Origin of the sequence: Leptospira sp. B5-022 (assembly GCF_000347035.1) — a bacterium.
GTDB lineage: Bacteria > Spirochaetota > Leptospiria > Leptospirales > Leptospiraceae > Leptospira_B > Leptospira_B cinconiae.
In genome coordinates, this window is sequence record NZ_ANIJ01000015.1 from 438,648 (window position 1) to 464,045 (window position 25,398).

Below are 25,398 nucleotides of genomic sequence, written 5' to 3' on the forward strand. Positions count from 1 at the left end.
TGAGAAGGAAGATAGGGTTACTAAGGGGATGAGAATTAAGACTTACGGCCCTTCTTCTTTGGTGAAGCTGCCTTTAGGTTTTTAGGATCCTGATCTTTGCTCATTCTGATCAATTGTGGTCCCATAAATTTTATGAATTCTTCTAAGAATGTGACGAATCCTTTGGAACCTCTATTCTCGCTTATAAAAATCAAGATCCTACGAATTGCCGGATCTTCGGTTAGATCACCTAGCGCAGTTTCGTGCGAGCTTTTCTTATCTTTATCTAAAAACGCTTTTAGCTCCAAGCGAAAGAATAAACAAAGATTGATAAAATCATGAGTAAGTAATCTCGACTCTCCTCTTTCTATTTTTCCTAAAAGGTTCGGATTGAATGGAACGCCATATTCCTTTTTGAGAGTGTCGGCAAGTTCCTTTAAAGAGAGTCCCTTCTCCATCCGGCAATATCTGAAGACGTCGCCGATTTTAGTGTAAATTGATTCGATGGAGCCGTTTTCCATATTTCGAACGTTTAAAAACGTCTATAATAGAATAGGATCTGTGAAGCTGCTCAGCTTCGAATCGAATTCTTCTTCCTTGGATTGACTTGGCTTGTTTTAAGCTGAATTTTTTATCCTATGAGTACTTTTGTTACTTTTATTTATATTTTATTCTTTTTATTACTTTAAGGATTTTTTTGAAAGTTGTTTATTCCCTAAATCATACGGATTATTTCTTTCCTCGGAAAAATTTCAGACTAAAGAATTAAAGATTCAAAATTTGGCTGGGAGCCTTGTTGTAAAATTAGAATGGAAACAAATACAGAAACTATAGATCGGATCGTATCCCATCCTTCCATCTGCGGAGGTAAACCCGTGATCCGGGGGACCTCGATCCGAGTTTTAGAAATATTAGATATGATTTTCTTAGGCTTCGGATACCGTGAAATTCTGAACGAATATCCGAATATTAGGGTTTTGGATATTGAAGCTTGTTTGGAATACGCTTCGAAAAGATTACATTCACCGATATTGGATAAAGCAAATCGGGAACTACCAAGAGAATTTGACTCGTCGGAATTACGAAATTCTAATCGAAGAGTTTCATAAGAGCCTTGTTCTAAGCTCCTGAAGCTCGCAAAGCGAGCTATAGTCGTTACACTTCCTGAAGCTCGCAAAGCGAGCTATAAACAGGAAAAGCCGGAGGGTTAGAGCCTTTCTCCTAAGATTGGTCCTCCGACTTTTTGCATCATTCTTTCCTTAGTTAAAATCAGATCTTCTCTATTGTCCGCGGCCATCTCCGCAGGACCATCCAAATAGATCGCACCTTTAGGACAGGCCTCTTCGCACATCCCACAGAATATACAACGCAATAAATCTATTTCGAATTTTTTAGCAAACTTATCTTCCGGATGAAGATGTTGGATCTCAGGAGTAACATGTCCTGCTTCTATTTTGATCGCGTCTGCAGGGCAAATCCACATACAGCAGAAACAGCTGGTACATCTTTCTCTACCCAACTCGTCTCGTTTCATAGTATGCATTCCGCGGAAACGAGAAGAGAACTTTCTTTTCTTTTCGGGGAATTCTAATGTGACTGCTCCTTTCAAAAAAGCGGCTTTGATAAAATGTTTTAACGTGATCCATAATCCATTCGCTATGGAATAGGAATATAATCTTTGGTACCAAGCCGGCTTATGTTTTGCCGCTACATTAATTACATTAACGGTTCCCAACGGCTGCCTCTCTAGGGTTAGAACGTAATTCTAATGTTTTCTTTTCCAATATTGAAAAAATTTCCGCAGAGCTTGATAAACCTTTTGGGGCTTCCATTGATTTACTAAAGTTCTGGATCCATCCTTTTTTATTCGTAAAACTTCCGCTTTGTTCCGAATATGCTTTGATCGGTACTGAATATTTTGCCTTAGCTACGTCCTGCGTAAGGTTCGTTTCTAAGACTACAATAGATTCGGAAGGCACGCCAGCCAAGATCTCGGAAACTTTTTCCTTAATCACGAAGATCAGATCGAATTCACCTTTTGCAGCAGAAGAACGAATGGAATCGATTCCTTCAACAGAAACGAATCCTGCATCTACTGCACCTTTTGTGTTCGGTCTTTGATCCGTAGTGTATAAGAAATCCACTTGTTCAGGCTCTTTGTATTGTTCGGAACTTATTCTAGCCTCGGTTACGAATGCAACTCCAAGCCTAGATAAGGATTCTTTGATAGCTTTTAAGTTCTGATCCGATTCGTGAGCCCCGCCGACCACTGCGATCTTTTTGGATCCAGAGATTTTTTCGGAAATCTCATCGAGGACAGTAGAGCTAACACTTGCTTCTCCATTCTTATAGAAGGAGAAAAGTCTGTTTGTATTCAACCAGTCGACATTGAATCTTCCTTTATCACAAAGGAAATACTGATCCTTTTCCTCGTCTATTCGAGGCATATAGCGGAACATTTTATTATCCCGAACGTTTGTATAAGTTTTACAACCGGTGCTACAGCCGGGACAAACGGATTCTTCCGATTTATACCACCAAACCCTGGATTTGAATAATGTTTTATGATTTAATAATGCACCAACAGGGCAGATATCAGCAAGCGCACCCTGGTAATTATGGTTGATCGGTTCTTCTTTTGCCAGTCCTATGATGGAATGATATCCCCTTTCGAAGAGTCCAAGGTTGGATTCACCAACCATTTCTTCTTCGAAACGAACGCAACGATAGCATACGATACAACGATTGTGGTTGATGATCAGATTAGAACCGATCTCTTCCTGAGGAATATTCCTTTTTTCAAATGTGAATCTGGAATTTCCCTTCCCTTCTTTGAAGGAATTGTCTTGGAGCTGACACTCTCCGGCTTTATCACAGACTGGACAATCCAAAGGGTGGTTTGCGAGTAAGAACTCCATCGTGCCTTCTCTCGCTTCTTTCACTCTATCACTTTTTGTGACGATGGAAAGTCCTTCGGTTACCTTAGTATTGCAAGCTACTTGTAAACGTGGAATCCCTTCTATCTCGATGAGACACATGCGGCACATGCCGACTACGGATAATTTAGGATGATAACAGAAAAACGGTATATCCACTCCTACATCTTTAGCGGCGGATATTAGATTTTTTTTCTCGTCGACCTCGTATTCGATCCCGTCTATCTTTATCTTGACCACTCGAACCTCCGTTTTTCTAAACAAGCCAGGCGCCAAATCTCAATTGAAACGTACTATTCTAAGTTGGCAACCCGTTTCTAGATCGCATAGAGGTGAGAGCCTGTCTCAGATCCTGGAAGTCCGTTGCAGACTAAAGAGACGAATTCAGAGTTTTAAATCTCTGTAATAATCCGGAATTTTGGCCCATTTTTGGAACCACTGCGGATTCATCGCTCTTTGGTAAAGGTAGGCGTCTACTAGAACCAGGTTTATGGCCGCTTCCACAATTGGAACCGCTCTCGGAAGAACACACGGATCGTGTCTGCCTTTCGCCTCCAGTGTGGTTTCTTTTCCTTCGATATTTACAGTATTTTGTTTTTTGAAAATAGTGGAAGTAGGTTTAAACGCGGCGCGGACCACCAAAGTTTCTCCGTTAGAGATCCCTCCTTGGAGTCCTCCGGAATTATTTGTGCGAGTGCGGACTCTTCCGCTTCCTTCTTCCACGTAAAACTCGTCGTTATGAGTACTTCCGGTTAGAAGAGTACCGGAAAATCCGGAGCCTACTTCAAAACCTTTACACGCTGGAATAGAGAGAATGGCCTTCGCTATGTCTCCATCCAATTTGTCGTACACCGGATCTCCAAGACCTGGCGGGAGATTATAAGAAGCAGAACGGATGATCCCACCCACGCTGTCTCCTGCTTCTTTCATTTGTAGAATAAGGGCACGCATTTTATCCGCAGCCTGAGTGTCAGGACAACGGACCTCGTTTATATCAACTTCTTCTCTAGTTTGGGGATATTTGTTTTCTGCAATTTCGGAAGAGATGGTCCCGATCGTATCCACCCATGCGACCGTTTTCACTCCTAGATCGTCCTCTAAGATCATTCTGGCAATCGCACCTGCAGCGACTCTTGCGATCGTTTCTCGAACAGAGGATCTTCCTCCCCCTACGTGAGCGCGGAATCCGTACTTGGTTTGGTAAGTATAATCTGCATGGGAAGGGCGGAACGTTTCTCTTAAATTTTCGTAATCTTTGGAGATCGTGTTCTGGTTGTTTACGATCAATGCGATCGGACTTCCGATCGTTTTCCCTTCAAAAACCCCCGAAAGAACTCGAACCGTGTCTGATTCGTCCCTAGGAGTGGTGAGTTTACTCTGTCCGGGTCTTCTCCTGTTTAAATCCTTTTGGATCTCGTCCAATCGGATCGGAATTCCTGCGGGAACTCCTTCGACAACAACTCCCACCGCTTCGCCGTGAGATTCTCCGAACGTACTGACTTTGAATATTTTACCCCAACTGGAAGGCATACAGTACCAGAAAACAGGAGACCACCAACGGAAGAAAGTAGGATTCCAAAGTGGAGAGGAAAAGCGGATCGTTTACGCGACAGATTTCGGAGCCGTTTTGCGATAACTTTTATCTATCAGATCGAACAAAGGAGGATCCAATTCCGGATCAATCGCGTAAATTACCCTTCTAGGATCCACTGCATTGGAGAGATTGAAAACCGCCTTTCTTATATCCGGGCGGAACGTTTTACGATCGTAACCCACGATCTTTAACTTTCCTTTATTCGAGAAAACAGGCCGTATAGTCCCGACTCTTTCTAGGAGGGGACGGGTTTGGTTTTTGTTAATTTCCCGAATAACACATGTCTCGAAGTGGATCTTGTGCTGAGAGTCCGTGGAAACTACGATCACATAGTCTCCCACATTTAGAACACTTTTGTTCTCACATAAACTCAAAGCCATAAAATCGAAAAATTCCTTAACTACTCTTTCATTATATGAGAAAAAGCTGTTATTCAAGATCAACTTCATGGCAGTGATAGGAGAATATGCCGGCCTCCAATTCTGAGCGGTGCTAAGAGAGGCAAACTCCCCTGCAATGGAAATAATCGCAGGATCGTCTTCGCTATACGAATTACTTTGTAGAATATACAATTGCCTTTGCATATCTTCCACAAGCACACTTCTAGAAAGATCGTTCTTATATTTTTCGCAATATTCCCCCAGTCTTTTCACTAAAAATGCAGTAGAAGGATAGTTATTGTTCAATCCTTCTCCTCTGTATGGCCTATGGCTATTCAATACTGCGGTTTTTACCGGACTTTGGATAGAAGCTAGATTCCCGATCATCAAATAGCTGACAATCGGATGATTTTTAACGTATTCAAATTCTTCCGTACTTAGATTCCCGTGGTCCGGAAGTTTCATTCTGACCTTGCCTATATCGACCATATAAGCCGCCATCATCAAGTTCAATTGTTGTGCTTTGGAATTTTCGCTGTCTTTAACCGAGATCGCTTTTAAACTCCTTAGCTTCATCGCCATTGAGATAACAGTTCTTTTGGTCAGGACTTCGGAATCCGTTTCAACTCCTGCGGATTTCATTACTTCGATTACGTTGACTAGACCCAGCTCAACATCCTGGCTATTTGCAAAATCATCTAGGATCACATCGATCGCCTTCGCGACATTCTTCACATGATTACCGTTTAACGGATAGTCTCTCAATTCCTTGAGAAGATCGGAGGCCTGTCTTGCCATCTGCAAGGTAAGATCAGGATTCACTAATTTGATATAAGAGACTTTTTTACCGTTTACCGTGTCCGGTTGTTCCGTTTGGATCCCCACCTTATGTCTTTCGGAGAGAAGGTAATAGATCCCTTGTAGTTCGAATTTTTGTAGTTTGTTAATATCCGCTTCGCTAGCGTTATCTTTGCGATGAATTAAGATTTGCCCGTTCTTATTATAAAAATCGACAGGAATAGATTGGTTTTCTTTAAACTGTCTGATTACTTCCGCATTAAACTCAAATCTTTCAAGTCTGAGAGGATCGATCGGACCACTTTGAAATTGAGTCATAGTAAAAATCCATACGCATCACCAAAGGGCCAAAAAAATAAGCCCAATGTACATAACGTTTAAGTAAGATATCTGTTTAGTAACAAAGAAATGATCAAGCCTTAGTTGTAGGCAAGAATAAATTTCCGAAATTGTGTCAATCGATCAAGAAACGGATGGTTTAGAGGCGGAATCCTGATCAGAAGAAGTCCTAGAGGGATACGTTTCCCGTACTTTACGATCTAAGGAATCGAAAAATTCGGGATCAATTTCCGGATCCACTAAATAGATGATCCTTCTCGGGTCAGCGTTGCGCTCCAGATTGAAGATCGCCCTCCTTCTATCTACACTCAAGCTACCCATTTCGAAACCCGAGATCCTGATCTTTCCGTTGTTCGCAAACTTCGGTCGGATAGTTCCAATCCTCTCGAGCATCGGACGAATGGAATTTTTATGGGATTCTTTGATAATACAGATCTCGAAGAAAACCTTACGATTCGAATCCTGGGAAGCGACAATAACGTAATCTCCCACTTTGATGAAAGGTTGATTATCGCATAAAGAAAGACCCACATGATCAAAAAAGTCTTTCAGAGTTTTTTCATTATACGCGAAAAAACTATTATTCAAGATCAGCTTCATCGCCTTGAGGCCGTCCATCGGTTGTCTCCAAGGTTGAGGGGTCGTCAATGAAGCGAATTCACCTGCAATAGATAATACTCCGATATCTTCGTAAGAGATCGCGTTAGTAAGAATGGACTTTACTTGCTTCTGAATATCGGTAGCTAAAAGATTTTTACGATAATCGTCTTTATATTTTTCTCTATAACCTTGGAGTTTTTGCACCAAAGGTTTGGTTTGGGGATAATTATTATTCATCCCTTCTCCGCGATGAGGTCTATGGTGATTTAGAACCACAGATTTAACGGGATCCTCTATCTCCGGAATATTCGCGATCATCAAATAACTGATGATGGGATGGTTTTTGATATACTCCAATTCTTCCGGTTTAAGATTCGCGTGAGTGGGGATTTTCATCTGAGTATAGCCGATGTCTGCGAGATAAGAAGCCATCATCAGATTCATCTGCTCCACTTTTTTCTGATCCATATCCGCTTTGGTAAAAACCTTTGCAGCTCTTACTTTCAAAGCCATAGCAATCACTGTCCTTTTCGTAAGAACCTCGGAATCCACAGGCATACCCGCATTTTTCATCACTTCTATGATATTGACTAGTCCGGTTTCCATATTCGGAGAGGATTTAAAATCGTCTAGTACTGCGTTTATGGATTTATTGATCTCTTTTACATGATCTCCGTTCAGCGGAAACTTTTTGATATCGGATAATAGGTCCGTTGCTCCCCGGGACATATCCAGAGTGAGTTCAGGATTGATCAATTTGTCGAAAGAAGGATCTAAGGAACTTTTTCTACCGGAACTCGGATGGATCTTGGCAATCTCAGCAGTAAGAAAATAGATCCCTTGTTTTTCGAATTTTTGGAGACGACTGATATCGTCTCCTGTGGCCATATCCTTTTTATGGATAAGGATCTGTCCGTGCTTATTATAAAAATCGACCGGTATAATCCTATTTTCTCGGAAGTGTTGGATCACTTCTTCCGTAAAATCGAATTTTTGTAAATCTCTGGCTGCGTCCATCGTTAGGCGGAAGGAACTCCTGAATTACAATATCGGCAAATTGATCCGATGAATCGAATCATTCCGATACCATATACTTCTCTTTTGTCGGTTTAGTACTTTGGACGTTTCAAATATGCTAGATCAAACTTGATTTAGGCTGCTTTGCAGAATATATCTACGAATCCGCTCTTCTATGGAACTTCCTGAGAAACCGAGCCCTGTACGAGAGTCGGTTAGTATGAATGTATCCTGAGCTTTTAAGGACTTACCGTCGGTTCTAACTTCCCCGGAAAGAATATTAATCCCGAGATCCTTCAAAACTCCGGTGACAAAGTATAATAATCCTTTTCTATCCGGAGCTTCTAAGTAGAACTTTGTAGCAGAATTGCCGGGTAAGTCTTCAAACTCCAATTGAGAATCTTGTCCTAGATAAAATGTATTTCGAATATCTATTTCACTTGAGGTCTGGATCATCTCTTCCAAAGCGTTATCATCGGAAAATACGGAAGACATTAAGATACCGAGTTTGGAGGCTTTGATTTTAGAATCCGTTTCAGAAGATCTGAGAAGAAATTCATCGTAACTGATCATCGACTCTCCTTCCTTAATCGTGCGAATATCACCGGAAAGGATCTCGAATCCCATAAAGAACATTGCCTTCACCATTTTATGAAGGGTTCCCGGGGCGGTCTCGGAAGTCTTGAGAGTGACTCTATAGACCCCGTATTCTTCTTTGTAGTTAAATTCTATCATAGTTTCCGCTTCCTACAAAGCCTGCATATTCCCTGAAAAATAACACTCAAAAACTACCGTATTTCGAGGAATGTTTTTCGAAGTCTAAATGAGTAGTAGCTTCGCTTTAAATATTCTGTCTCCTAAAATTTTTCAGCAATGAGACAGAAGTTCCAAGAAAATCCGCTGCTACCGGATATACGCCGAAAGGCCTCTCAAATATCCTGGGGAAATCGGGGAAATTTTTTTACTAACCGATACGCCCATTTCTCCCGCCGGGGATCCATGGGGATATATATATGACAAATAAACAGAAATTCACCGAAGGATTTAAATTCGGAAAAACGCAGGCGACGAATTCTAACACAAAATTAGCCGGACCTAAGATCCCGCAAGGAAGTCAGGCCGCTAGAGGGTCCTATTCTTCTTCTTTAGGGCCAAGCTTTGCAGGGAACGAACCCTCTTCCGAATCTCCTTTGCTAGTTCTGCTCGGTTTAGGCAGATATTTTAAAAAATATAAAGTACGACTTGGCATCGTTTTAGGCCTTCTTTTTACCGAAATCATCGTTTATTCCGCAATTCCTTTCTCTTTTAAGTTTTTGATCGACGAAGCTTTGATCGGGAAAAATGAAACCGTTCTCTATATCACAGGCGCTTTGCTGATCGGCGGGACGATCTTGATCACTGCCGCAGGAACAGTCCGTGATTATTTATACAATTGGGTATCCGCTCGTGCAATAAGAGACATGAGAGAAGAGTTATTCATTCATTTGCAAAGAGTGAATCTGGAGTTTTATTCAAATACTCGGCTTGGAGACGTTCTTTCTAGATTTTCCACCGATCTGACCGCTCTGGAAAACGCCGTTCTTGCGCTTATTCCTTGGGGACTTTCTCCATTACTGGAAGCGATCTTCGGAACCGCGTTATTATTCGCTTTGGATTGGAAGTTAGGTGCAATTGCTACTTTGATCTGGCCGATCACTTTCTTAGGGCCTGTATTCTTCTCCACTAGATCTACCGCAGCGAGTTACGAAAGAAAGATAGAAGAAGCTAAGGTCCTAACCGCTGTCGAAGAATCTATCTCGGCTCAAAACCTGATCCGAGTATACGACTTAGATGGAGCTTTCTGGGAAAAATTCAAAGGAAACTGTGAGAAACTATTTCATGTTTCCTTAAGACTGGGTTTGACTAATTCTTATTTGGAACGTTCCGCATCCGGCGGGATCCTTCTTTTACAAGCAGTACTTTTGATCTCAGGAGCTTGGTTTGCATTTCACGGGATGGTGAGTGTGGGAGCTTTAGCGGCATTTCTTCCTCCATTCTTGAACTTGTCGTATTCTCTACTTTATGTTTCCCAATATTTTCCTACAATGAACCAAGCAAGCGGTTCGGCTAGAAGAATACTAGAGATCCTAAGGACGCCTACCTTCGAAACGGAAGGAGAACGTCCATTTGCACCTTCCGAACTGTACAACTCCATTAAACTAGAAGATTTACATTTCCGTTATAAAGGTAGAACTAAAAACTTGAGCGGAGTCAATCTAGAGATCAAAAAAGGATCTTATACTGTGATCCTCGGGCAAAGTGGTTCCGGAAAAAGTACAATTCTGAAATTTATATTGGGAATGATGGAGCCGAACCAGGGAAAAGTCAGCCTGGACGGTATCGCAATGGAGAAAATCCGGTTAGATGCTCTTCATTCCATGATAGGTATCGTTTTCCAAGATACTTTCTTATTCCATACGAGTATTCTGGAAAACATACGTATGGGACGCCCGGATGCGACCCCGGAAGAGGCAATCGAAGCTGCAAAACTGGCCGAGATCCATGAATTCATTTCCGCTCTTCCTGATGGATATGAAACGATCGCGGGAGATAAGGGTTCTAAACTTTCAGGCGGAGAAAAACAAAGGATCGCCTTAGCGAGAGCATTAGTGAGAAATCCTCAAATTCTTCTTTTGGACGAAGCGACTTCCGCTTTGGATCCGATCACGGAAGCGAGAATCTTGAAAACTCTCCAAAAATTGAGAGAAGGAAGAACAATCGTTTCCGTAACCCACAGACTGACCGGTCTACATGCCGCAGACCAAGTAGTAGTCTTGAAAAATGGAAGTTTGGAACCGTATCCTTCTCCGGAAAATGATTCACTTTCCGCGGCCGCAATCGGATTATAGAAATATGCTGAAAGTGCCGACTTACGTTGCCGAGTCTTCTATCGGGGGCCTTGGTGTTTTTGCAGGCAGAGATATAGAAGAAGGGGAACTCGTGTGGGAGTTCCATCCTAAAACCGTTTGGACCCTTACGGAGGAGGAAGTCCAAGCTCTTCCACAAAGGCTCCGAAATATGATCCATACATATTCTTATTTGTTTGAAGGGCAGTGGTATTTTTGCGTGGATAATTCCCGCTTTATGAATCATAGTGATCAAGCAAACACCTTGGAAGATAAAAGCGGGGTCCAAGGAGAAAGCAACCCTCTAGGGAGGGATAGAGCCGTTCGCAAGATCCTAAAGGACGAAGAGCTGACCTGCAATTATAAACAATTCGATCAGAACTGGAAGGATAAACTTCCTTCTTAGTAATCTATCTTAAGATCTTTGATCTTCTTATCCAAGGTGTTTCTGTTGATGCCTAAAAACTTGGCAACCCTGGTCTTGGTATATTTGAATTTCTTCATGGCATACTTGATCAGTCTTGCCTCTACTTCTCCCACTACAACTTCCATTGCCCGCCCGTCTAACGCATCTAAATGAGCCGGGGAGAACTTGGAACTTGCCACTTCGGAAGAAGCTTCCGGATCCATACCAACTTCCACTTCTTCGCCTTCGTCCCCGTAAAGGATACGACCGCTGATCTCGGAGAAATCTTGTATATCCAACATTTCAGATTGAGAGAGAACCACCGCTCTTTCGATTACGTTTTCTAATTCTCGAACGTTACCGGGCCAGCTATAATTCATCAGAAGTTTATGCGCTTCCCTAGTGATCCCTTTGATCTTCTTAATATTCTCCGAAGTATACTTAGTGATGAAGTGATTGATCAAAAGAGGAATATCTTCCGGTCTTTCGCGAAGAGGAGGAGTCAACATATTAACCACATTTAAGCGATAATATAAATCAGCTCTAAACAATTTTTGAGAGATTAGATCTTCCAGGTTCGCGTTAGTCGCCGCTATGATCCTTACGTCGATCTTCTTCGGTTTAACAGAACCGACCGCTTCTATTTCTTTTTCCTGAAGAACCCTTAAAAGTTTGGACTGAAGATTCAGATCCATTTCTCCGATCTCATCCAAGAAGATGGTCCCAGTGTCGGCCATCTCGAACTTTCCTTTTTTGTCGGCGACTGCACCTGTAAAGGATCCTTTTTTATGACCGAATAATTCGGACTCCAAAAGATTCTCAGGAATAGCGGCACAGTTGATCTTGATAAAAGGTTTATCACCTCTGGAAGAATTGTAATGGATCGCGGATGCGATCATCTCTTTTCCGGTCCCGGATTCCCCTGTGATCAATACCGAAGCACGAGAATCCGAAACAAGTTGGATCATCTCGAAAAGTTTTTCCATCGATTTGGATTTTCCGATCAATGAACCGAACTTGTATTTATTCTTAAGTTCTCGTTTTAATAGAATGTTCTCCCTAGAGATCTCGCGTTTTTCTTCATCGATCAGTTTTTGGATACGGATCGCTTGGTAAATTATGGATGCGACTACTTGCAGGAAGTCCAAATACGTTTTTAAATCCACGTATTTTTTATGAACAAAGAAAACGCTGACTACACCCAATACATCAGTGTCGGACTTGATAGGTGCTGCAAGAAAACTAACGTTCTCCGGGTTATTCTTAAAATGACTGGCATTCCCGAGTCTATCCAAGAATTTATCATCGCTTACGATGGATTCCACTATGACTGCTTCTCCGGATTCGTAAACTTTTCCGGTAACACCTTCTCCGGGAAGATATACACCCTTCTCCATTTCCTCTGCAGTAAGTCCGGAAGCAGCGATAAGTTTCAGGATATTCTTATCTGATTCGAAAAGAACGATGGATCCTCTTTCCAGGTTCAGAGATTTATCCAACCTATCCATCACATCGTCAAAAATTTCCTGCAGCACTAACGTAGAAGTTACGGTCCTAGAAATATCTATAAGTACCTGTTGGATCTTATTTTTTTGTTCCAACTGTCTGAAAGTCTGGAGGTTTTTAAAGATCTGAGCCGCCATATTAGCGAGAGTGGAAACGAGTTCTAGGTGTTCATCGCTGAATGCTTGTTTTCTGCTTGAATCAAGAGAGATAACTCCGATGACTTCGTCTTCCACGATCATCGGAACTGCAAGCTCCGAAAGAATATCATCCTTAATGGAAATGTAATGTGGATTCTGGGTAACGTCGTTTACGATCATCCCTTCGCCGGAAGCGGCAACGATACCGGTAATTCCTTCTCCCACACGGAGTTTAACTTTTGTCCGAACGGAAGGGTTCATCCCACGGAATGTAACAATATCCAAGACTTCGTCAACTCTGCTGATCAGCATGAGGGAACCGGAACCGACTTCACAAATTTGGATACATCTTTCCAAAATCAAATCCAGAAGGCGGTCCGGATCCAAAGTCGAATTCATAGCGGTTGCCACTTCTTGTATATGGCGGAGTGGGCTGGGTTTTACGTAACCGGACATCTGCTCAAAAAAGGTGCTGATTGATGATTTTCCGGTCAAGGAAAAAACTTAAAATCCAAGCAAGTCGCTTCGTTTCGAGGAAGGAGCGCAAATTTTGTATCAGAATCGATTTAAACCCGGCAAATCAAATGACATAATATCATGGAGATGGATGTACTTTCTTTTTTTAGAAGAAGATAATCTTCCCTCTTTGGAACAAATTCGTGTTATTCGGAGATTTTCTGAAAGAGGAAGATAAAAACATCTTTCCAGTCTCAAACCTTGCCCTTATCATCTTGTCCGGATGTCCTGCGTATTTTGCGGAGAATTTTATCTTCCGGAAGGAAAACTCAAAGATGGAAAGTTTCTTTGCCATTCCTGTGGAAGAGAATGGATCTTAGAAAAAAGAAAACGAAATAGGATCAAACCTCCGGAAATACATACGTTATCCAACGATATCTTATTAGAATTCCTCTCTCTTTTTAATACTAGTCCGAATCTTGACGACCTTCTTCAAAATTTTACGAACCTAGCATTCAGAAAATTGAATCTTCCAGGCATCTCGGTAATGGTGTATGAACCTCGATTGGATCGGATCTTGGTAAAATCCTGTAAAAACAAAAAAGGTCCTGCATTAGAAAAACTTGCCTTTAGGATGGAGATAAAAAAGGGAGAACAGAACGGACCTTTAGGACAAGCGATCGAAACCTGCAAGTCGGTATATTATAGATTCGATGAACAACCCCATAAACAGATCCGACAATATGGAAGAGTGAATAAAGTTGAATCGGAACTTTCCGTTCCCATTCATCTCAAAAAAGAAGTATTAGGATTAATTAATGTTGATTACGAAAAAGACGATCCGGTCCAAGCGGAGAAGGACCGCTATTTTCTGGAATTAATCGCTAGTCAGTTTGCCACTACGTTAAAAAACAGAATTCTTTTCGAGGTATCCCAGACCCAATCCAGGAATTTTAGAAATTTACACTCAGCCGCCTTAAAACTCAGCAGTTTAGGATTCAAATACAGAACTGAAATTTTTCGGGTTATTCTTCTTTCTTTAACCGAATTTTCGGAAAGTAACCTCTACGCTCTTATAGAAAGAAAACTCGACTCGGAAGGAAAAACAACTTCCACCGAAGGGCATATACTTACGGGAAGCCCAAGAGCGCCCGAAATTAAGTTAAATATCCAACTAAAGGGCGAATGGAGTGTATTGAAAAAACCGAACGAATCCGCTATCTTAATGGATTCCACGGATCTGAAAGAATGGAAAACTTTAGGAAGTAATGGAAAGAAAAAACATTTGGCGATCTTGCCCGTTTTACGTTCCGACAATTCGGAGATTTGGATACTTCTCGCTAAGGAAGAAGAACTCCATTGGAGTCCCGAAGAAATCGATGTCCTAAACGCATTTGCCGTCCAAGCAGGGATCTCCGTTCAAAACTTTCATTTATTCCATCAAAGAGCCGAAAAGGAAAGATTGGATAAAGAAATTGAGATCGCTAGAGACCTACAAAGATCCTTACTTCCTAGAAAAATGCCCGACCATCCTAATTACGAATTCGGCGGGATAATGGTGCCAGCGATCGGAGTAGGCGGGGATTATTACGATTTTATAACACATCCAACAAATAAAGAAACTTATGTTTGTATCGGAGACGTGAGCGGCAAAGGAGTTCCAGCCGGGATCGTGATGGCAACTGTCAGAACGGTTATCCATTCATTAGTCCGAAAGAATCCGACTCCTTGGGAAATTTTACTTACGGTAAATACCTATTTATATCAAAATTATTTTAAGGACGTTGTTTCTCCTCGTTTCATGTCCTTGACCATAATTCATTGGGACCAAAACGAGAATCGTTTTGTTTTTAGCGGCGGTGGACAGGGAAATATTTTAGTTTATCGCAAAAAGGAAAATCGTTTGGAGGAAATTCCGACGGGAGGGGTTGTTTTAGGAATTGATCCCGAAATAGACAGATTCGAGAATAGAGGAGAATTAAACTTAGAACCCGGTGATTTTTTCCTAATGTTCACGGACGGCGTGTGGGAAGCCATGAACCTTACCGAAGACTTTTTCGAAATAGAACGCTTACATGATTGTGTTTTCGAAGCCAGAAAAGAAAACCTCCCTCAACTCTTAGAAACCGTCTTAAAAAAGATAAAAAACTTTACCGGGGAAAGGGAACAGACGGATGATATTACTTTAATAGGTGTAAAACGCTTAAGGTGATAATGAACGAAACCTTAGAATCCATTTTTCAATCCGCTTGGTCCCGTTTAAAAAATTACCAGGACTTCATGAAAAGTAAACCTGCGGTAATCTCTTTTTCCGGGGGAAAGGATTCTTCCCTACTTCTTCAATTCTTTCTCTGGCTTCATAATAAAAATCTAATCTCTCATTTTCCAACCATTTACCATTTGGATCATTCTATCCGGGATAATTCGGAGCAAGAATCCGAGATCCTAAAGTATATCAGTTCCTTAACCCCAAAGCACATCTTTAAAAAAAAAACGTTCCGAAGTTTGCAAATAAGACAAAAATTAGTTTAGAAGAAGCCGGCAGAATTCTCCGATTTAGAGACCTAGAGAAAATTTCCGAAAAGATAGGCGGGTATATCACAACCGGACATCATACGGAAGATTATCTAGAAACCGTACTGCTACAACTCATCAGAGGAGGGGGGTGGAATTCGCTTCGCACATTAGGAGTTTTAGAGAATAAAAGATTTCGGCCATTATTATTATTCGGAGAACAAGATCGTAAAACCGCATTGGCAAAAGCGGATTGGCCCGTATTCGAAGACGAATCCAATCATTCTTCACGTTATCTTAGGAACAGGATCCGATCCGAACTTCTTCCTGTACTTTTAAAAGAAGGCGCAGATCCGGATAAAATTTTTCATAATTTTCACGATTCCGATACACCTAGAATCGGAATTACAAACCGAAAAATAAATGAAGACGAGATTAGAACAGTTTCCAGACAAATTTTAGAAGAAGAGCCTGGCTCTATATGTAAACAAATTCTGGACTTACATATGAAAAGTCTAGGTCTTCATCCTCTGAATTCTCAGTTCCTTTCGGATCTTCTTCATAACATAGATAGGAAAGTTTCTTTTTCACTCGAAAACAAAGAAGTTTGGTTTTGGAAAAGTGTTTCGTCGGATTTGTACATCTTACCAAAAACCGCTTCATATTTGAAACCATTCAGTTATAACTCCGAATCTTTCTTTTTGAAATGGAACGGTAAGACCAAAAAGATCCCGAAAAATTGCGAACCCTCTAACGACGGAGAAGGAGAAAAAATCCTGCTTGGAGGAATCCATAGAGACGTTTCGGAAATCCTTCGGGAGAAAGAGATTCCGGTTCAGGTCAGAAAAATGCTACCCATTCTAAAACGGGAAGGGAAAACTGTATTGGTTTGCCTTCGAATGTGGGATTCCCGTTTGGATGATATTCGATCGGATGATTTCCCGCAAGACTAGAGAGTCCAGAGGTTTATGGAAGAACTCCAAGAATTAAAGCCGGACCCGTTCTTTAGAGAAGTTAGATTCGTATCTTCTTATGCGGATGCTTCTAAAGTTCCTTCCAAAGGTATTCCTCATATAGCATTTGCGGGTCGTTCCAACTCAGGAAAGTCCAGATTATTAAACGCAATCGTAGAAAGAAAATCCTTAGCAAAAGTTTCTGCAACTCCCGGTAAGACCAAATTACTGAATTTTTTCTTAGTATCTAAGTCCTTATTCCTCGTAGACACGCCCGGTTTCGGTTACTCCGCAAATTCACATAAAGATCATGAACAAATGATGGATCTTTTAATGAATTATCTGAACTCGGCCAAAGATCTAAAATGTCTGTTCTTATTATCCGATGCACAAAGAGAATTACCCGATGAAGAGCTGGAATTGATCGGTACCTGTTTCGAAAGAGGGACCAAACCTGTTTTAATTCGTACTAAAATAGATAAACTCAATCAGTCGGAACTTTCCAAACTCAGAAAAAAAATGAAAAACATCCAAGGACTATATCCTATGTTGGAAATCGTTTTTGTTTCTCCCAAATACGGAAAAGGTCTACCGGAACTCAGAAAGATCATAGAAAATATGATGAAATCATTAATCATTCCTCCGATGGAAGAAGACGCAATCCCACAAGAGATCAATGAACAAGGCTAAAGCTTACGCGTGAGTTTCTAACAGATTACCGGCAGAACTAATAGCATCTCCATAATATACTTTTCCGGCAAATTGGAGCTGTTTTTGATTTAATTCTTGGATGGTTTTTAAGGTTTCTTCCAAAAGGGCTTTCAGTTTTTCCTGGCTTAACGCCATCTCCAATTTACGTTTTCTTTCGATCAGTTCCATATGACGACGAGCTTCGTCTTCGCTCTTTCTTTCCGGATTATCATGAGATGAAACCTGATTCTTATCCAGTCGGTTCAATTCCAGATCGATCTCACGTAATTCGGACATAAGTTCCCATTCTTTATCCGAAATCAGATCGGAATGAGAAGCAGCTTCTTTGTTTTTAGTAGAATCGGCCGAGTTATTGCTCTTCGCCCCTTCTTCATTTAAGGATGAAACATTAGGTTTCTCTTTTTCGGCCTTTTTAACTGTGGTCGCTCTGGTTTCTCCAGCTACCGCTACTAATTTTCCGTCCCTAAGTTCGTATTCGATAGATACGTCTATAGATCTGAGTTCTGCATTATCTCGAATAGCATCGTTACGAAACTCAGCAACATGTCCTAATTCATGGGAGATTACATGGAGTACAGAACTAGCCTGGGGCGCACTTTCCAGTTGCCCGTGACCAATGTACTTAACCGAATTATCTTTCGGTCTTTCCAGCATGGAAGAAGATTGTATAACTCCCAGGTTCATCCTATTATAAATGTCGGCCTGGCAAGCCTTGAGTTTAGAGCTTTGGAAAAAAATTCCAACTACTTAACAAAAAACGTTATTTGCAATACGCTATCTTATTAAGTATCTCAAGTATGCTTGAGTCGCAAAGATCGTGAAATACTATCGCATATCTTTGCCCAACGTCCGTAACGGTTTTACGAATGACCTCTCCCGGTATCTCGCAGGAAAACATTGGCGACATAATCGTGATTTTTTTGCCTGGGCTCCAATCCTCATCCGAAAGAATAGACGCTCCAATCATCGATATATCTATCAGAATACCTTCGCTCCAATTTCCTCCCTCAAAAAGTTTAACCCGACTGTCTTTACGGAACCTTGTATAAAATCTTTGATCCGTCAGCGAATCGGGTACTACCTTTTTAGAAGGATCCATCCCGATCTCTAGTTCTTGCATAGCCGGGAGAGCATACAGTACTTGGAAAAAATTTAAAAGAAGATTTCTTTTGAACTTAAGATTCTTTTAAAAAAATGAATTTAGAAGTGAGAAGGACCGTTAAAAATAGATCTAAACATCTATTCTTATGCTAACTTCCTTCTACAAATTAAAGATATCCGATTCTCTAGCTAATACGATCTCTGAAAGCGCAGTGGATTGTTTTTCTTGATTGAACATTCGTATGATTTCTTCGTCCGGATGATCTGGTTCATGATGAGTTAGCACCAGTTTATTTACACCCAGGACTTCCCCGCAACGCACCGCTAATCTACCGGATGTATGCCCCCAACCGATTTTACGATCCGCTTCTTCGGAACTGTATTGTGCATCTATGATCAGCATGTCAGGACTTCCGAATTTCGCGCGTAATTGTTCGAATTCGGAAAGATCCTCTTCTCTCACTTCCACATCGGTACAAAATAAGAAACTTTTTCCATTTTCTTCTATATGATAGCCCGTACAATTGCCCGGATGTTTTAAAAGGAAAGGAGTAACTTTAAAATCGCCGATCTGGACGGTCTTCTGTCTTTGGAGAAGGGTGAATGTTTTCTTGGACATCATCTCATCCAATGTGATCGGGAAGTTTTCCGGATTTTGCTGACGATCGAATCTTTCTTTCAGATTGCTAATGGTGGAATAAAAATCGATTTGAACGTTTGGAACGTATCCAGGTTTAAAAAAAGGCCACCCTTGTATATGATCCCAATGAGTATGTGTCACTAAAATTTTGATAGTACCGCCTTGAGCTATGCCGTCTTTTAGAAGATCGTTACCAAGTTCTCTCATTCCGGAACCGCAATCTATAATTAACTTCTGACCGCTTGTGGATTCCACAAATACACAAGTAGTGTTTCCTCCTACAGGACGTAATAGTTCAGGGCTTAAAGTTTGTAAAAATGTAGGAACGGAAAAACTTCCATTCTTAAGTTTGAACTCCCTATGAGCGGACTCTAGGATCTTTTCTAATTTTTCTCTATATTCCGAACCGGAAAGCGGAGTAGGAAGTGATCCTCTTACTCCGTATAATTTTATTTTCACTGTATTAAATTAGACAACTAAGAGATTTGGTATTTGCAGGCATTCGGCGATGACATCGAATTTTCGTGAAAAACAATGGAAGATCGCGACTAGAATCCCGTTTACCTCTGATTATTTCTTAAAAATAAACCCCGGAAGTAAATTAAAAAAAAACGATTTGTTTTCCGAAGAATTCGGGACATATTACCTAGAGTTAGGTTCCGGTTGGGGAGAAGTTGCCGTATCCTTAGCGAAAGATAATCCAAATACCGGTTTTGTTCTTATGGAAAAAAAGCCGGACCGTCTGCGCAAAACGATCCGCGACTTGAAAGAATACGATATAAAGAACGTTAAACTTCTTTCAGTTAACTTCAATTGGTTTTTAGAAGAAATTTTCGAACCAGGCATCTTCGACGAAATACTTCTCAACTTTCCCGACCCTTGGCCTAAACGTAGGCACCATAAACATAGGACATTGAATCCCAGATTTTTAGATACTGTTCATACTCTTTTGAAAAATGGCGGCAGATTCCATTTTGCAACCGATTACGGCCCTTATGCACGCAAAGGAATTCGCCTTTTTAGGAATGATCCGAGATATAAACCCGTCAATACAGAGTTTTCTCTCCAAAGAGCAAACTTCCCAATCTCCCATTTTGAGCGGGAAAAACGGGAGGCTGGCTCCCGAATTTATTATTTGGATCGGATCAAAGTAAACAATTGATCTTAGTGATACAATAAGGAGTAAACATTGTCCGAATCTTGGACTAGTTTGTAAGTCCAGACTGTTTCTCCCTTTTCATCATATCTAATTGCCGTATTATCTTTATATAATACGATCACATCTTTCTTTTTCCCCGGCAAAAGGCCTTCTACTTCTTTGTCCGAAATTTTGATCTCTTTCAGACCGGAAGAATCCGCATCCACACGATAGATCTTATCGTTACCGGCAAACCAGAGAGAATTTCCTCTCACGCTGAACAGATTTGCAGATTTGTCAGAAATTTCCGTCTTAGTCGCTTTTCCTTTTCCGGAAATATAAACGATCTCCTTATCCGTACGGAAGAATGTGCCGTCTTCCGTGGCACCAAGCAATCTTGGATTCGTAGTTCCGGTCCAAGCAGAGTCCACATCCTTACTTAATTTTGCATCCGTATATAGGATCTTGTCTTCTTTCGAAGATGATTGCACCAAGAACACTTGTCCCTTTTTAGAAGCGGACCAAGTTTTAGAATCCAATGGAATGGATTTATTCTCTTCGAACGTATCCGAGTAACTGGTTAATGTCCTTTTTGCCGAGTTTTCGGTTTCCACTAAAATTCTATCACCGGAAACCATTGCTTTTTTGAACATTCCAGACAGATTAATCGTTTGAAAAAGAGAGCCCGAATTTTGGTCTCTGACTTCTAGAGTTCGATCCGTAAATGCGTATACTCTGCGATCCGCAAGAACATTACGGAAAGGTTTATTACTTGTGATCCTCCAAAGACGGATCGCTCTATTTTTATCTAAAGCTTCTATGGAAGTTCCGTAATTCATCAATAATAGATCGTTGACGATCACTGGAACTCCGATCAAAGATCCACGATTCGGAAATGGCTGTAATATCACAGGAGTATCCGAATCGGATAGGACCAATCTTTCGGCTTGGCTAGAATAGGGAGAATTCGGGAATTTTTCCGCGAGTTCTCTTCCTAATTGTATCACCAGTTTTTTATATTCCGGATTTGCAGGATTTTTGATCTTTAATTCGGAAAGGATCCTGATACGGGCATGCAAGAACTTCTCGTCTCGTTCGAGTTCAAGAGCCTTTACTATCTCGGCGTCCGCAGCTTCCAAATCTCCTTTCTTAAAATAGATATAAGAAAGTTGGAAATGTGCATCCGGGAAGTCAGGATTCTTCTTTATGATTTCCTTAAATATTTCAACGGATTGTTCCAGAAGATTATCGTTAAAAAGGACGATCCCAATATTGTAAGGCGCCAATTCATTCTCAGAATCCGCCTTCATAGCGCTTTCGAATTCCTCTTTCGCTTCTTTACTTTTATTCTGATTATAATAAGCGATCCCTTTGCCGATCCGGGAAGGGGTAAACTCAGGATTTAATAACCAGGAGCGATTGAATGACTCGATTGCTGTGTCGAATTTTTTCTTTTGAAGAGCGATAATGCCTAATTGATAATGGCTATAGTAAGAATCCTGTTTTTTTTCCAGAATCTTTTGAAACCCTTTCTCAGCGTTTTCGACTTCCCCTTTTCTTAGTAAAAAAGCGTAGATAGCTTCTTGGGCAGCTAGATTTTTAGATCCCTCCGGAGAGTTTTCTAGAAGAGAAATCCCTTTCTCTTCCATTCCCATTGCAAGATAACATTCAGCTACCTTAATATACAAGGTTAACTTTTTTGTTTTATCGTAAGCTGATTGGTAAAGTGGGATCGCTTTTTCATAGGATTTATTGTCGAAAAGTCGATTTGCCTTTTGTATAGCAGGAACTACTTCGGAAAACTTTCGATTCTGATCTATGGTTTGTTTTGCTTCCGCGATCTCAGGTAGATCTTTGGTTAATTTTTCTGCCTTTGCCAACCAAGAACTTGCCGAATCATAGTTTGCTTTTTCATTTTCTTCTAAAGCGATCTTATAATAAAGAAATGCCAGACGGAATTGGATGGATTCGTTGTCCGGGTACTTCTTCATTAAACTTTTATAAGTATTTTCCGCCTTATCGAATTCTTTTTTGTCTTCGTAAGTTCTCGCTAATACTATCCCCGATAGAGGATCATTCCCCGTGATCGCTTCCAATTCTTTAGTGTACTGAGCGACTTTAGATTGATTTTTTTGAGCTGCATAAAGGCGGATTAAACCTTGGAGTGCAGGAAGATTCCCTTTTTGGAGACTCAAAGCTTTTAAATAATTTTGTTCTGAAAGTTTTGTATCTCCGCTGATCTGATACAAACGACCATAGGCCGTATAAACTCCCGGGTCATCCTGATCTTTAGCTTTTGCACGATCGAAATATGTTTTTGCGGATTTAGTATCCCCTTTACGAAGACGTAAATCTCCTTCATGGATCAACTCGGAAGATTCCAAGAAGGCGGCGACCTTCTTTGTCTCTTCGTCGGACTTTAAACTTTCTAATTCATTTTTTGCCGTTTTATATCTATGCTCGGAAGCAAGAAGGTAAACAAGGTTCAAAACAGGTTCCTTATAGTTCGGATCCAATTCACGGGCCTTGCTGAAGGAAACCATCGCTTTAGCATTTTCGCCTAAAGACTTTTGGTTTAAACCGATTTGGTTATAGATAGTTGCGTTTTTCGGGAAGAATGGAATGGCCTTTTCTAAAACGGAAATCGCTTTCGGATTATTCCCAGACTTGCTGTAAGCCGATGCAAGACCGGAATAAGCTTCCAAATAGTCCGCTTTTAATTTTAGAGAAGTTTCGAAAGCTTTAATTGCTCCGTCCGTATCATTCGAAAGTATTTTAGCATTTCCTAAAAAAACAAACGGAGAAGGATTTTTCGGATCCAATTGGGTAGCGGAAGTAAAATATTGGACCGCTTCCCTGTAACTTTTTATTTTTAAAGCGGCATTTCCTTTTTCTAATAGACCGGCAACCTTAGTTGCCGAAGCGGATTGTTTTGCGGAAGCCAGATCCGGATCCGCGTTTCTTGCCTTTTCAAAATAAGCCTCTGCCGCTTCGTAATCTTTCACCTGAACGGCAGTATCTCCCAGTTGCATGTACAACTGGGCCTTAAATTTGAACTTATCTTCCGGAATCGATTTTAGAGCGGAATATGCCTCGTCGTATTTTCCAATCGTTTTTAATAGTACTGCCTTTTTGAATGTATAAGCGCTTCCATCTACCTTAGGAAGTTTTTCTAATTTGGAATACACTTCTAAAGCGTCTTTATTGGCTCCTTGAGAAGTGTATAAAATCCCGAGAGTTAATAGGATTTGTTCATTCTCCGGATCTAGCTCGGTTCCTTTCTTTAAAGAATTTAAAGAATCTTCGGTTTTACCCAAGCGGTACTCGGAGGATCCGATTAAATAATAACCTTCAGCGGTAGGATATGCTTTTACGGCTTCTCTTCCTTTTGAAAGAGATACTTCGAACTTTCCCTTCTGGAAAGCTGAGTTTCCCTCGTTAATCAATCTAGACGCTTGTTTTAATTTTTGAGCCGCAATAATGTCCTTTTCCTGGATAGCATCTTGAGAATTCGATTTTCTGAAATCTTTCGAAGCACAATGGACCGCAAAAACGGAAACGATAGAGAATATTAAAAAACGTGAAAGTATACGATTCATCACTTGTATCCCTTATAGAGAATCTTCAGATCTTTGATGGGAGTTTTTTCCCTAAACTCCTCTCCTCTGGTCAAAATGGAAACGGTCCAGAGTCCTCCCGCGGGTAGATCACCCTGCCAAACCACATCCCTTCCTAAGTATAGGGACAGTTTTTTGTTTTTTATATCCGTTTTGAATGAGAATGGACGACCAATATCCTTGTCCACATCCAGATATTGATAAGTACTGAGTGTTTTTCCATCGGAAGGAAATTGAAAGACGGAAACTTTCTCTTTTCCAGCGACAACTCCAAGAGAAAGTCCGTTCAAGTGGAACGTCACAGCCACAGAGCCGTCTCCATGATCTACTGGAAGTAAGAAGTAACCTTCAATCTCCAATTCTTCCGGAATGAACGGAAGGGAATACACACCATTCCAACCATTGGGCAAGTTTTTCTTCTTTGCGAATTCTAGACCATTCGGCCCAAAAGGAGAAAATCCAAATTCGCCGGATGGTTTCCAGAATTCTAACTCGGACAATAAATTGTACCCGAAATAGGGAAGCGCTAATTCCACCAGACGGTCCGGTTTTACATCCAAGATCCCTTCGTAATATACATAAGCCCCGTCCGCACTTTCTTTTAGGAGCTCCAACTGGTATGCTCCAGGAGTTAGACTACTACGATAAAATGGTGTTTCTCCCTGCTTGTAGCCGTCCAGGGAAACGGAAAGCCCGCTAGGAACCGTGACTACTTTAGCTGATCCTAATGTACGATCTTCTTCCCATTCTTGAAAAAGGAAACTTTTTTTGCCCGCTCTAACTTGAATGGTCTTAGTGATCGGCTTTTTCCCCTTTAGGACTACTTGAATGTCCTGGATTCCCTCTTGGATAGGGACCTCAGTCAATGGAGTATTTCCTAACGACTTGCCCTTCCAAAGTATCTCCGTATCTCCGGAAGAAGCTCTCACGGTTAAGGTTCCCTTAACGGAAGAATTTACGATTTCTTTAACTCTTGTTAAGTCCGGTTTTCTATCCCAAACCGGAACGGTAGTTTGTTTGGATTCTAACGAAATTACTCTATCGGACGATTTCCAGAAGATCGCCTGGGTCCAAGCTCCAACTTCCTCCGTTGAAACAGGACGTTTGAATGAAAGTTCAAAATCCCCATAGGAACTTGTGTCCACGGAATCTTTTAATTCGAATTTGAAAGTCCAACCTGTTTCGGATTCACTTATCGAACCTAAAACCAAAACGTCCACATCCTTGGATCTCAACTCTTTTGCTAACCCAGTCTTATCTTTCCAAACATCCGAAGAAATTTTAGCGTTCGAAAATTTGATATCCTTCCAGATCAAACTTATCTCTTGTTCGAAATAAGAGGCTAATTTTTTATCCACTGATTTAGGATATTCGATAGGAGAGAAAGCCAAGATCGGGATCTCATGTCCCGTTTTACGAACCCTATGATCCGTATCGGATTCCCGAAAAATGAACACGCTCTCTGAATCGCCTATCGCCTTGTAATATGGTTCTTGTATCAGCTTAGAAGGTTCGTTCAGCTTCTGTACCGAGGAGCAAGTAAGCCCAAGGCTCGTAATAAGAGAGAATATAATAAGATTACGAAATGAATTGTTCCCCATCCCGTAAAAAAATTTCTCAGGGACTGATTTAGCAAATCTTTTCCTAGTTCCGGAAAAAATGAGGGCATTTTTAGAAAGAATTTTCCGACC

General features: G+C 41.0%; 21 protein-coding genes. 8 read left to right on the plus strand and 13 right to left on the minus strand.

Annotated features, from left to right (window positions below):
- Positions 1 to 35: 35 nt before the first annotated feature.
- Complete coding sequence (locus LEP1GSC192_RS07715) at positions 36 to 437, minus strand: hypothetical protein (RefSeq protein WP_020769299.1); 402 nt, start codon at positions 435 to 437, stop codon at positions 36 to 38.
- A gap of 351 nt (positions 438 to 788) precedes the next feature.
- Here LEP1GSC192_RS07715 and LEP1GSC192_RS07725 point away from each other — a divergent pair, with 351 nt between their 5' ends.
- Positions 789 to 1,088 carry a DUF433 domain-containing protein gene (locus LEP1GSC192_RS07725; protein WP_020769022.1) on the plus strand — a complete coding sequence of 100 codons (300 nt, stop codon included), beginning with the start codon at positions 789 to 791 and terminating at the stop codon, positions 1,086 to 1,088.
- A gap of 98 nt (positions 1,089 to 1,186) precedes the next feature.
- On the opposite strand, the gene LEP1GSC192_RS07730 is transcribed toward LEP1GSC192_RS07725, so the two are convergent.
- The 6 genes from LEP1GSC192_RS07730 to LEP1GSC192_RS07755 form a co-directional block, all read right to left on the minus strand.
- Positions 1,187 to 1,714, minus strand: a complete 528-nt coding sequence (locus tag LEP1GSC192_RS07730) for an NADH-quinone oxidoreductase subunit I (protein ID WP_020769397.1) — start codon at positions 1,712 to 1,714, stop codon at positions 1,187 to 1,189.
- Positions 1,701 to 3,155, minus strand: a complete 1,455-nt coding sequence (locus LEP1GSC192_RS07735) for a 2Fe-2S iron-sulfur cluster-binding protein (protein WP_036089270.1) — start codon at positions 3,153 to 3,155, stop codon at positions 1,701 to 1,703. Before LEP1GSC192_RS07735 ends, LEP1GSC192_RS07730 begins: the two co-directional genes overlap by 14 nt.
- A 144-nt stretch (positions 3,156 to 3,299) precedes the next feature.
- Positions 3,300 to 4,445, minus strand: coding sequence for a chorismate synthase (gene aroC, locus LEP1GSC192_RS07740; protein ID WP_020769008.1), 1,146 nt, complete (start codon positions 4,443 to 4,445; stop codon positions 3,300 to 3,302).
- A gap of 72 nt (positions 4,446 to 4,517) precedes the next feature.
- Positions 4,518 to 6,005, minus strand: coding sequence for a hypothetical protein (locus LEP1GSC192_RS07745; protein ID WP_020769100.1), 1,488 nt, complete (start codon positions 6,003 to 6,005; stop codon positions 4,518 to 4,520).
- Positions 6,006 to 6,149: 144 nt separating this feature from the next.
- On the minus strand, positions 6,150 to 7,643 hold the full coding sequence (locus LEP1GSC192_RS07750; protein ID WP_020769246.1) for an HD-GYP domain-containing protein: 1,494 nt from the start codon (positions 7,641 to 7,643) through the stop codon (positions 6,150 to 6,152).
- A gap of 123 nt (positions 7,644 to 7,766) precedes the next feature.
- The gene (locus LEP1GSC192_RS07755) at positions 7,767 to 8,378 is read right to left on the minus strand and encodes an ACT domain-containing protein (protein ID WP_020769360.1); all 612 of its coding nucleotides are present in this window, start codon (positions 8,376 to 8,378) and stop codon (positions 7,767 to 7,769) included.
- A 278-nt stretch (positions 8,379 to 8,656) separates the two neighbouring features.
- Here LEP1GSC192_RS07755 and LEP1GSC192_RS07760 point away from each other — a divergent pair, with 278 nt between their 5' ends.
- A complete protein-coding gene (locus LEP1GSC192_RS07760; RefSeq protein ID WP_020769191.1) occupies positions 8,657 to 10,531 on the plus strand; it encodes an ABC transporter ATP-binding protein in 1,875 nt (624 codons plus the stop codon).
- 4 nt (positions 10,532 to 10,535) lie between these two features.
- Positions 10,536 to 10,934, plus strand: coding sequence for an SET domain-containing protein (locus LEP1GSC192_RS07765; RefSeq protein ID WP_020769281.1), 399 nt, complete (start codon positions 10,536 to 10,538; stop codon positions 10,932 to 10,934).
- Here the strand turns inward: LEP1GSC192_RS07765 and LEP1GSC192_RS07770 are convergent.
- Positions 10,931 to 12,976, minus strand: coding sequence for a sigma-54-dependent Fis family transcriptional regulator (locus LEP1GSC192_RS07770; protein ID WP_036089362.1), 2,046 nt, complete (start codon positions 12,974 to 12,976; stop codon positions 10,931 to 10,933). The genes LEP1GSC192_RS07765 and LEP1GSC192_RS07770 overlap by 4 nt on opposite strands.
- 340 nt (positions 12,977 to 13,316) lie before the next feature.
- Between LEP1GSC192_RS07770 and LEP1GSC192_RS07775 the strand changes: the two genes are divergently transcribed.
- The 4 genes from LEP1GSC192_RS07775 to yihA are packed head-to-tail and all read left to right on the plus strand — an operon-like array spanning position 13,317 to position 17,190.
- A complete protein-coding gene (locus tag LEP1GSC192_RS07775; protein WP_020769039.1) occupies positions 13,317 to 15,245 on the plus strand; it encodes a GAF domain-containing SpoIIE family protein phosphatase in 1,929 nt (642 codons plus the stop codon).
- 2 nt (positions 15,246 to 15,247) lie between these two features.
- A complete protein-coding gene (locus LEP1GSC192_RS20135) occupies positions 15,248 to 15,565 on the plus strand; it encodes an ATP-binding protein (RefSeq protein WP_020769130.1) in 318 nt (105 codons plus the stop codon).
- 14 nt (positions 15,566 to 15,579) lie between these two features.
- The gene (gene tilS / locus LEP1GSC192_RS20140) at positions 15,580 to 16,500 is read left to right on the plus strand and encodes a tRNA lysidine(34) synthetase TilS (protein WP_255349070.1); all 921 of its coding nucleotides are present in this window, start codon (positions 15,580 to 15,582) and stop codon (positions 16,498 to 16,500) included.
- Between the two features lie 15 nt (positions 16,501 to 16,515).
- Entirely contained in the window at positions 16,516 to 17,190 is a 675-nt protein-coding gene (gene yihA, locus LEP1GSC192_RS07790) for a ribosome biogenesis GTP-binding protein YihA/YsxC (RefSeq protein WP_020769213.1), read from the plus strand.
- Between the two features lie 3 nt (positions 17,191 to 17,193).
- Here the strand turns inward: yihA and LEP1GSC192_RS07795 are convergent, their stop codons facing one another.
- The 3 genes from LEP1GSC192_RS07795 to LEP1GSC192_RS07805 form a co-directional block, all read right to left on the minus strand.
- Positions 17,194 to 17,895, minus strand: coding sequence for a hypothetical protein (locus LEP1GSC192_RS07795; RefSeq protein WP_020769143.1), 702 nt, complete (start codon positions 17,893 to 17,895; stop codon positions 17,194 to 17,196).
- A gap of 76 nt (positions 17,896 to 17,971) precedes the next feature.
- Positions 17,972 to 18,331, minus strand: coding sequence for a PilZ domain-containing protein (locus LEP1GSC192_RS07800; protein ID WP_020769099.1), 360 nt, complete (start codon positions 18,329 to 18,331; stop codon positions 17,972 to 17,974).
- 141 nt (positions 18,332 to 18,472) lie between these two features.
- Positions 18,473 to 19,411: an MBL fold metallo-hydrolase gene (locus LEP1GSC192_RS07805; RefSeq protein ID WP_020768997.1), complete on the minus strand. Its 939-nt coding sequence runs from the start codon at positions 19,409 to 19,411 to the stop codon at positions 18,473 to 18,475.
- 49 nt (positions 19,412 to 19,460) lie between these two features.
- Between LEP1GSC192_RS07805 and LEP1GSC192_RS07810 the strand changes: the two genes are divergently transcribed.
- Positions 19,461 to 20,114: a tRNA (guanosine(46)-N(7))-methyltransferase TrmB gene (locus LEP1GSC192_RS07810; protein ID WP_020769337.1), complete on the plus strand. Its 654-nt coding sequence runs from the start codon at positions 19,461 to 19,463 to the stop codon at positions 20,112 to 20,114.
- A 2-nt stretch (positions 20,115 to 20,116) separates the two neighbouring features.
- On the opposite strand, the gene LEP1GSC192_RS07815 is transcribed toward LEP1GSC192_RS07810, so the two are convergent.
- The gene (locus LEP1GSC192_RS07815) at positions 20,117 to 23,689 is read right to left on the minus strand and encodes a tetratricopeptide repeat protein (protein ID WP_020769227.1); all 3,573 of its coding nucleotides are present in this window, start codon (positions 23,687 to 23,689) and stop codon (positions 20,117 to 20,119) included.
- Positions 23,689 to 25,308 carry a PEGA domain-containing protein gene (locus LEP1GSC192_RS07820; protein ID WP_232420985.1) on the minus strand — a complete coding sequence of 540 codons (1,620 nt, stop codon included), beginning with the start codon at positions 25,306 to 25,308 and terminating at the stop codon, positions 23,689 to 23,691. The genes LEP1GSC192_RS07815 and LEP1GSC192_RS07820 overlap by 1 nt, the downstream gene beginning before the upstream one ends.
- Between the last annotated feature and the right edge of the window lie 90 nt (positions 25,309 to 25,398).

Coding starts and splice junctions, on each gene's coding strand:
- LEP1GSC192_RS07765 (WP_020769281.1), top strand. CDS start 10,536: ATGCTGAAAGTGCCGACTTACGTTGCCGAGTCTTCTATCGGGGGCCTT.
- LEP1GSC192_RS07755 (WP_020769360.1), bottom strand. CDS start 8,378: ATGATAGAATTTAACTACAAAGAAGAATACGGGGTCTATAGAGTCACT.
- LEP1GSC192_RS07770 (WP_036089362.1), bottom strand. CDS start 12,976: ATGAATTCGACTTTGGATCCGGACCGCCTTCTGGATTTGATTTTGGAA.
- LEP1GSC192_RS07815 (WP_020769227.1), bottom strand. CDS start 23,689: ATGAATCGTATACTTTCACGTTTTTTAATATTCTCTATCGTTTCCGTT.
- LEP1GSC192_RS07795 (WP_020769143.1), bottom strand. CDS start 17,895: ATGAACCTGGGAGTTATACAATCTTCTTCCATGCTGGAAAGACCGAAA.
- LEP1GSC192_RS07760 (WP_020769191.1), top strand. CDS start 8,657: ATGACAAATAAACAGAAATTCACCGAAGGATTTAAATTCGGAAAAACG.
- LEP1GSC192_RS07820 (WP_232420985.1), bottom strand. CDS start 25,308: ATGGGGAACAATTCATTTCGTAATCTTATTATATTCTCTCTTATTACG.
- yihA (WP_020769213.1), top strand. CDS start 16,516: ATGGAAGAACTCCAAGAATTAAAGCCGGACCCGTTCTTTAGAGAAGTT.
- aroC (WP_020769008.1), bottom strand. CDS start 4,445: ATGCCTTCCAGTTGGGGTAAAATATTCAAAGTCAGTACGTTCGGAGAA.
- LEP1GSC192_RS20135 (WP_020769130.1), top strand. CDS start 15,248: ATGAACGAAACCTTAGAATCCATTTTTCAATCCGCTTGGTCCCGTTTA.
- LEP1GSC192_RS07775 (WP_020769039.1), top strand. CDS start 13,317: ATGTCCTGCGTATTTTGCGGAGAATTTTATCTTCCGGAAGGAAAACTC.
- LEP1GSC192_RS07800 (WP_020769099.1), bottom strand. CDS start 18,331: ATGCAAGAACTAGAGATCGGGATGGATCCTTCTAAAAAGGTAGTACCC.
- LEP1GSC192_RS07745 (WP_020769100.1), bottom strand. CDS start 6,005: ATGACTCAATTTCAAAGTGGTCCGATCGATCCTCTCAGACTTGAAAGA.
- LEP1GSC192_RS07715 (WP_020769299.1), bottom strand. CDS start 437: ATGGAGAAGGGACTCTCTTTAAAGGAACTTGCCGACACTCTCAAAAAG.
- LEP1GSC192_RS07725 (WP_020769022.1), top strand. CDS start 789: ATGGAAACAAATACAGAAACTATAGATCGGATCGTATCCCATCCTTCC.
- LEP1GSC192_RS07750 (WP_020769246.1), bottom strand. CDS start 7,643: ATGGACGCAGCCAGAGATTTACAAAAATTCGATTTTACGGAAGAAGTG.
- LEP1GSC192_RS07810 (WP_020769337.1), top strand. CDS start 19,461: ATGACATCGAATTTTCGTGAAAAACAATGGAAGATCGCGACTAGAATC.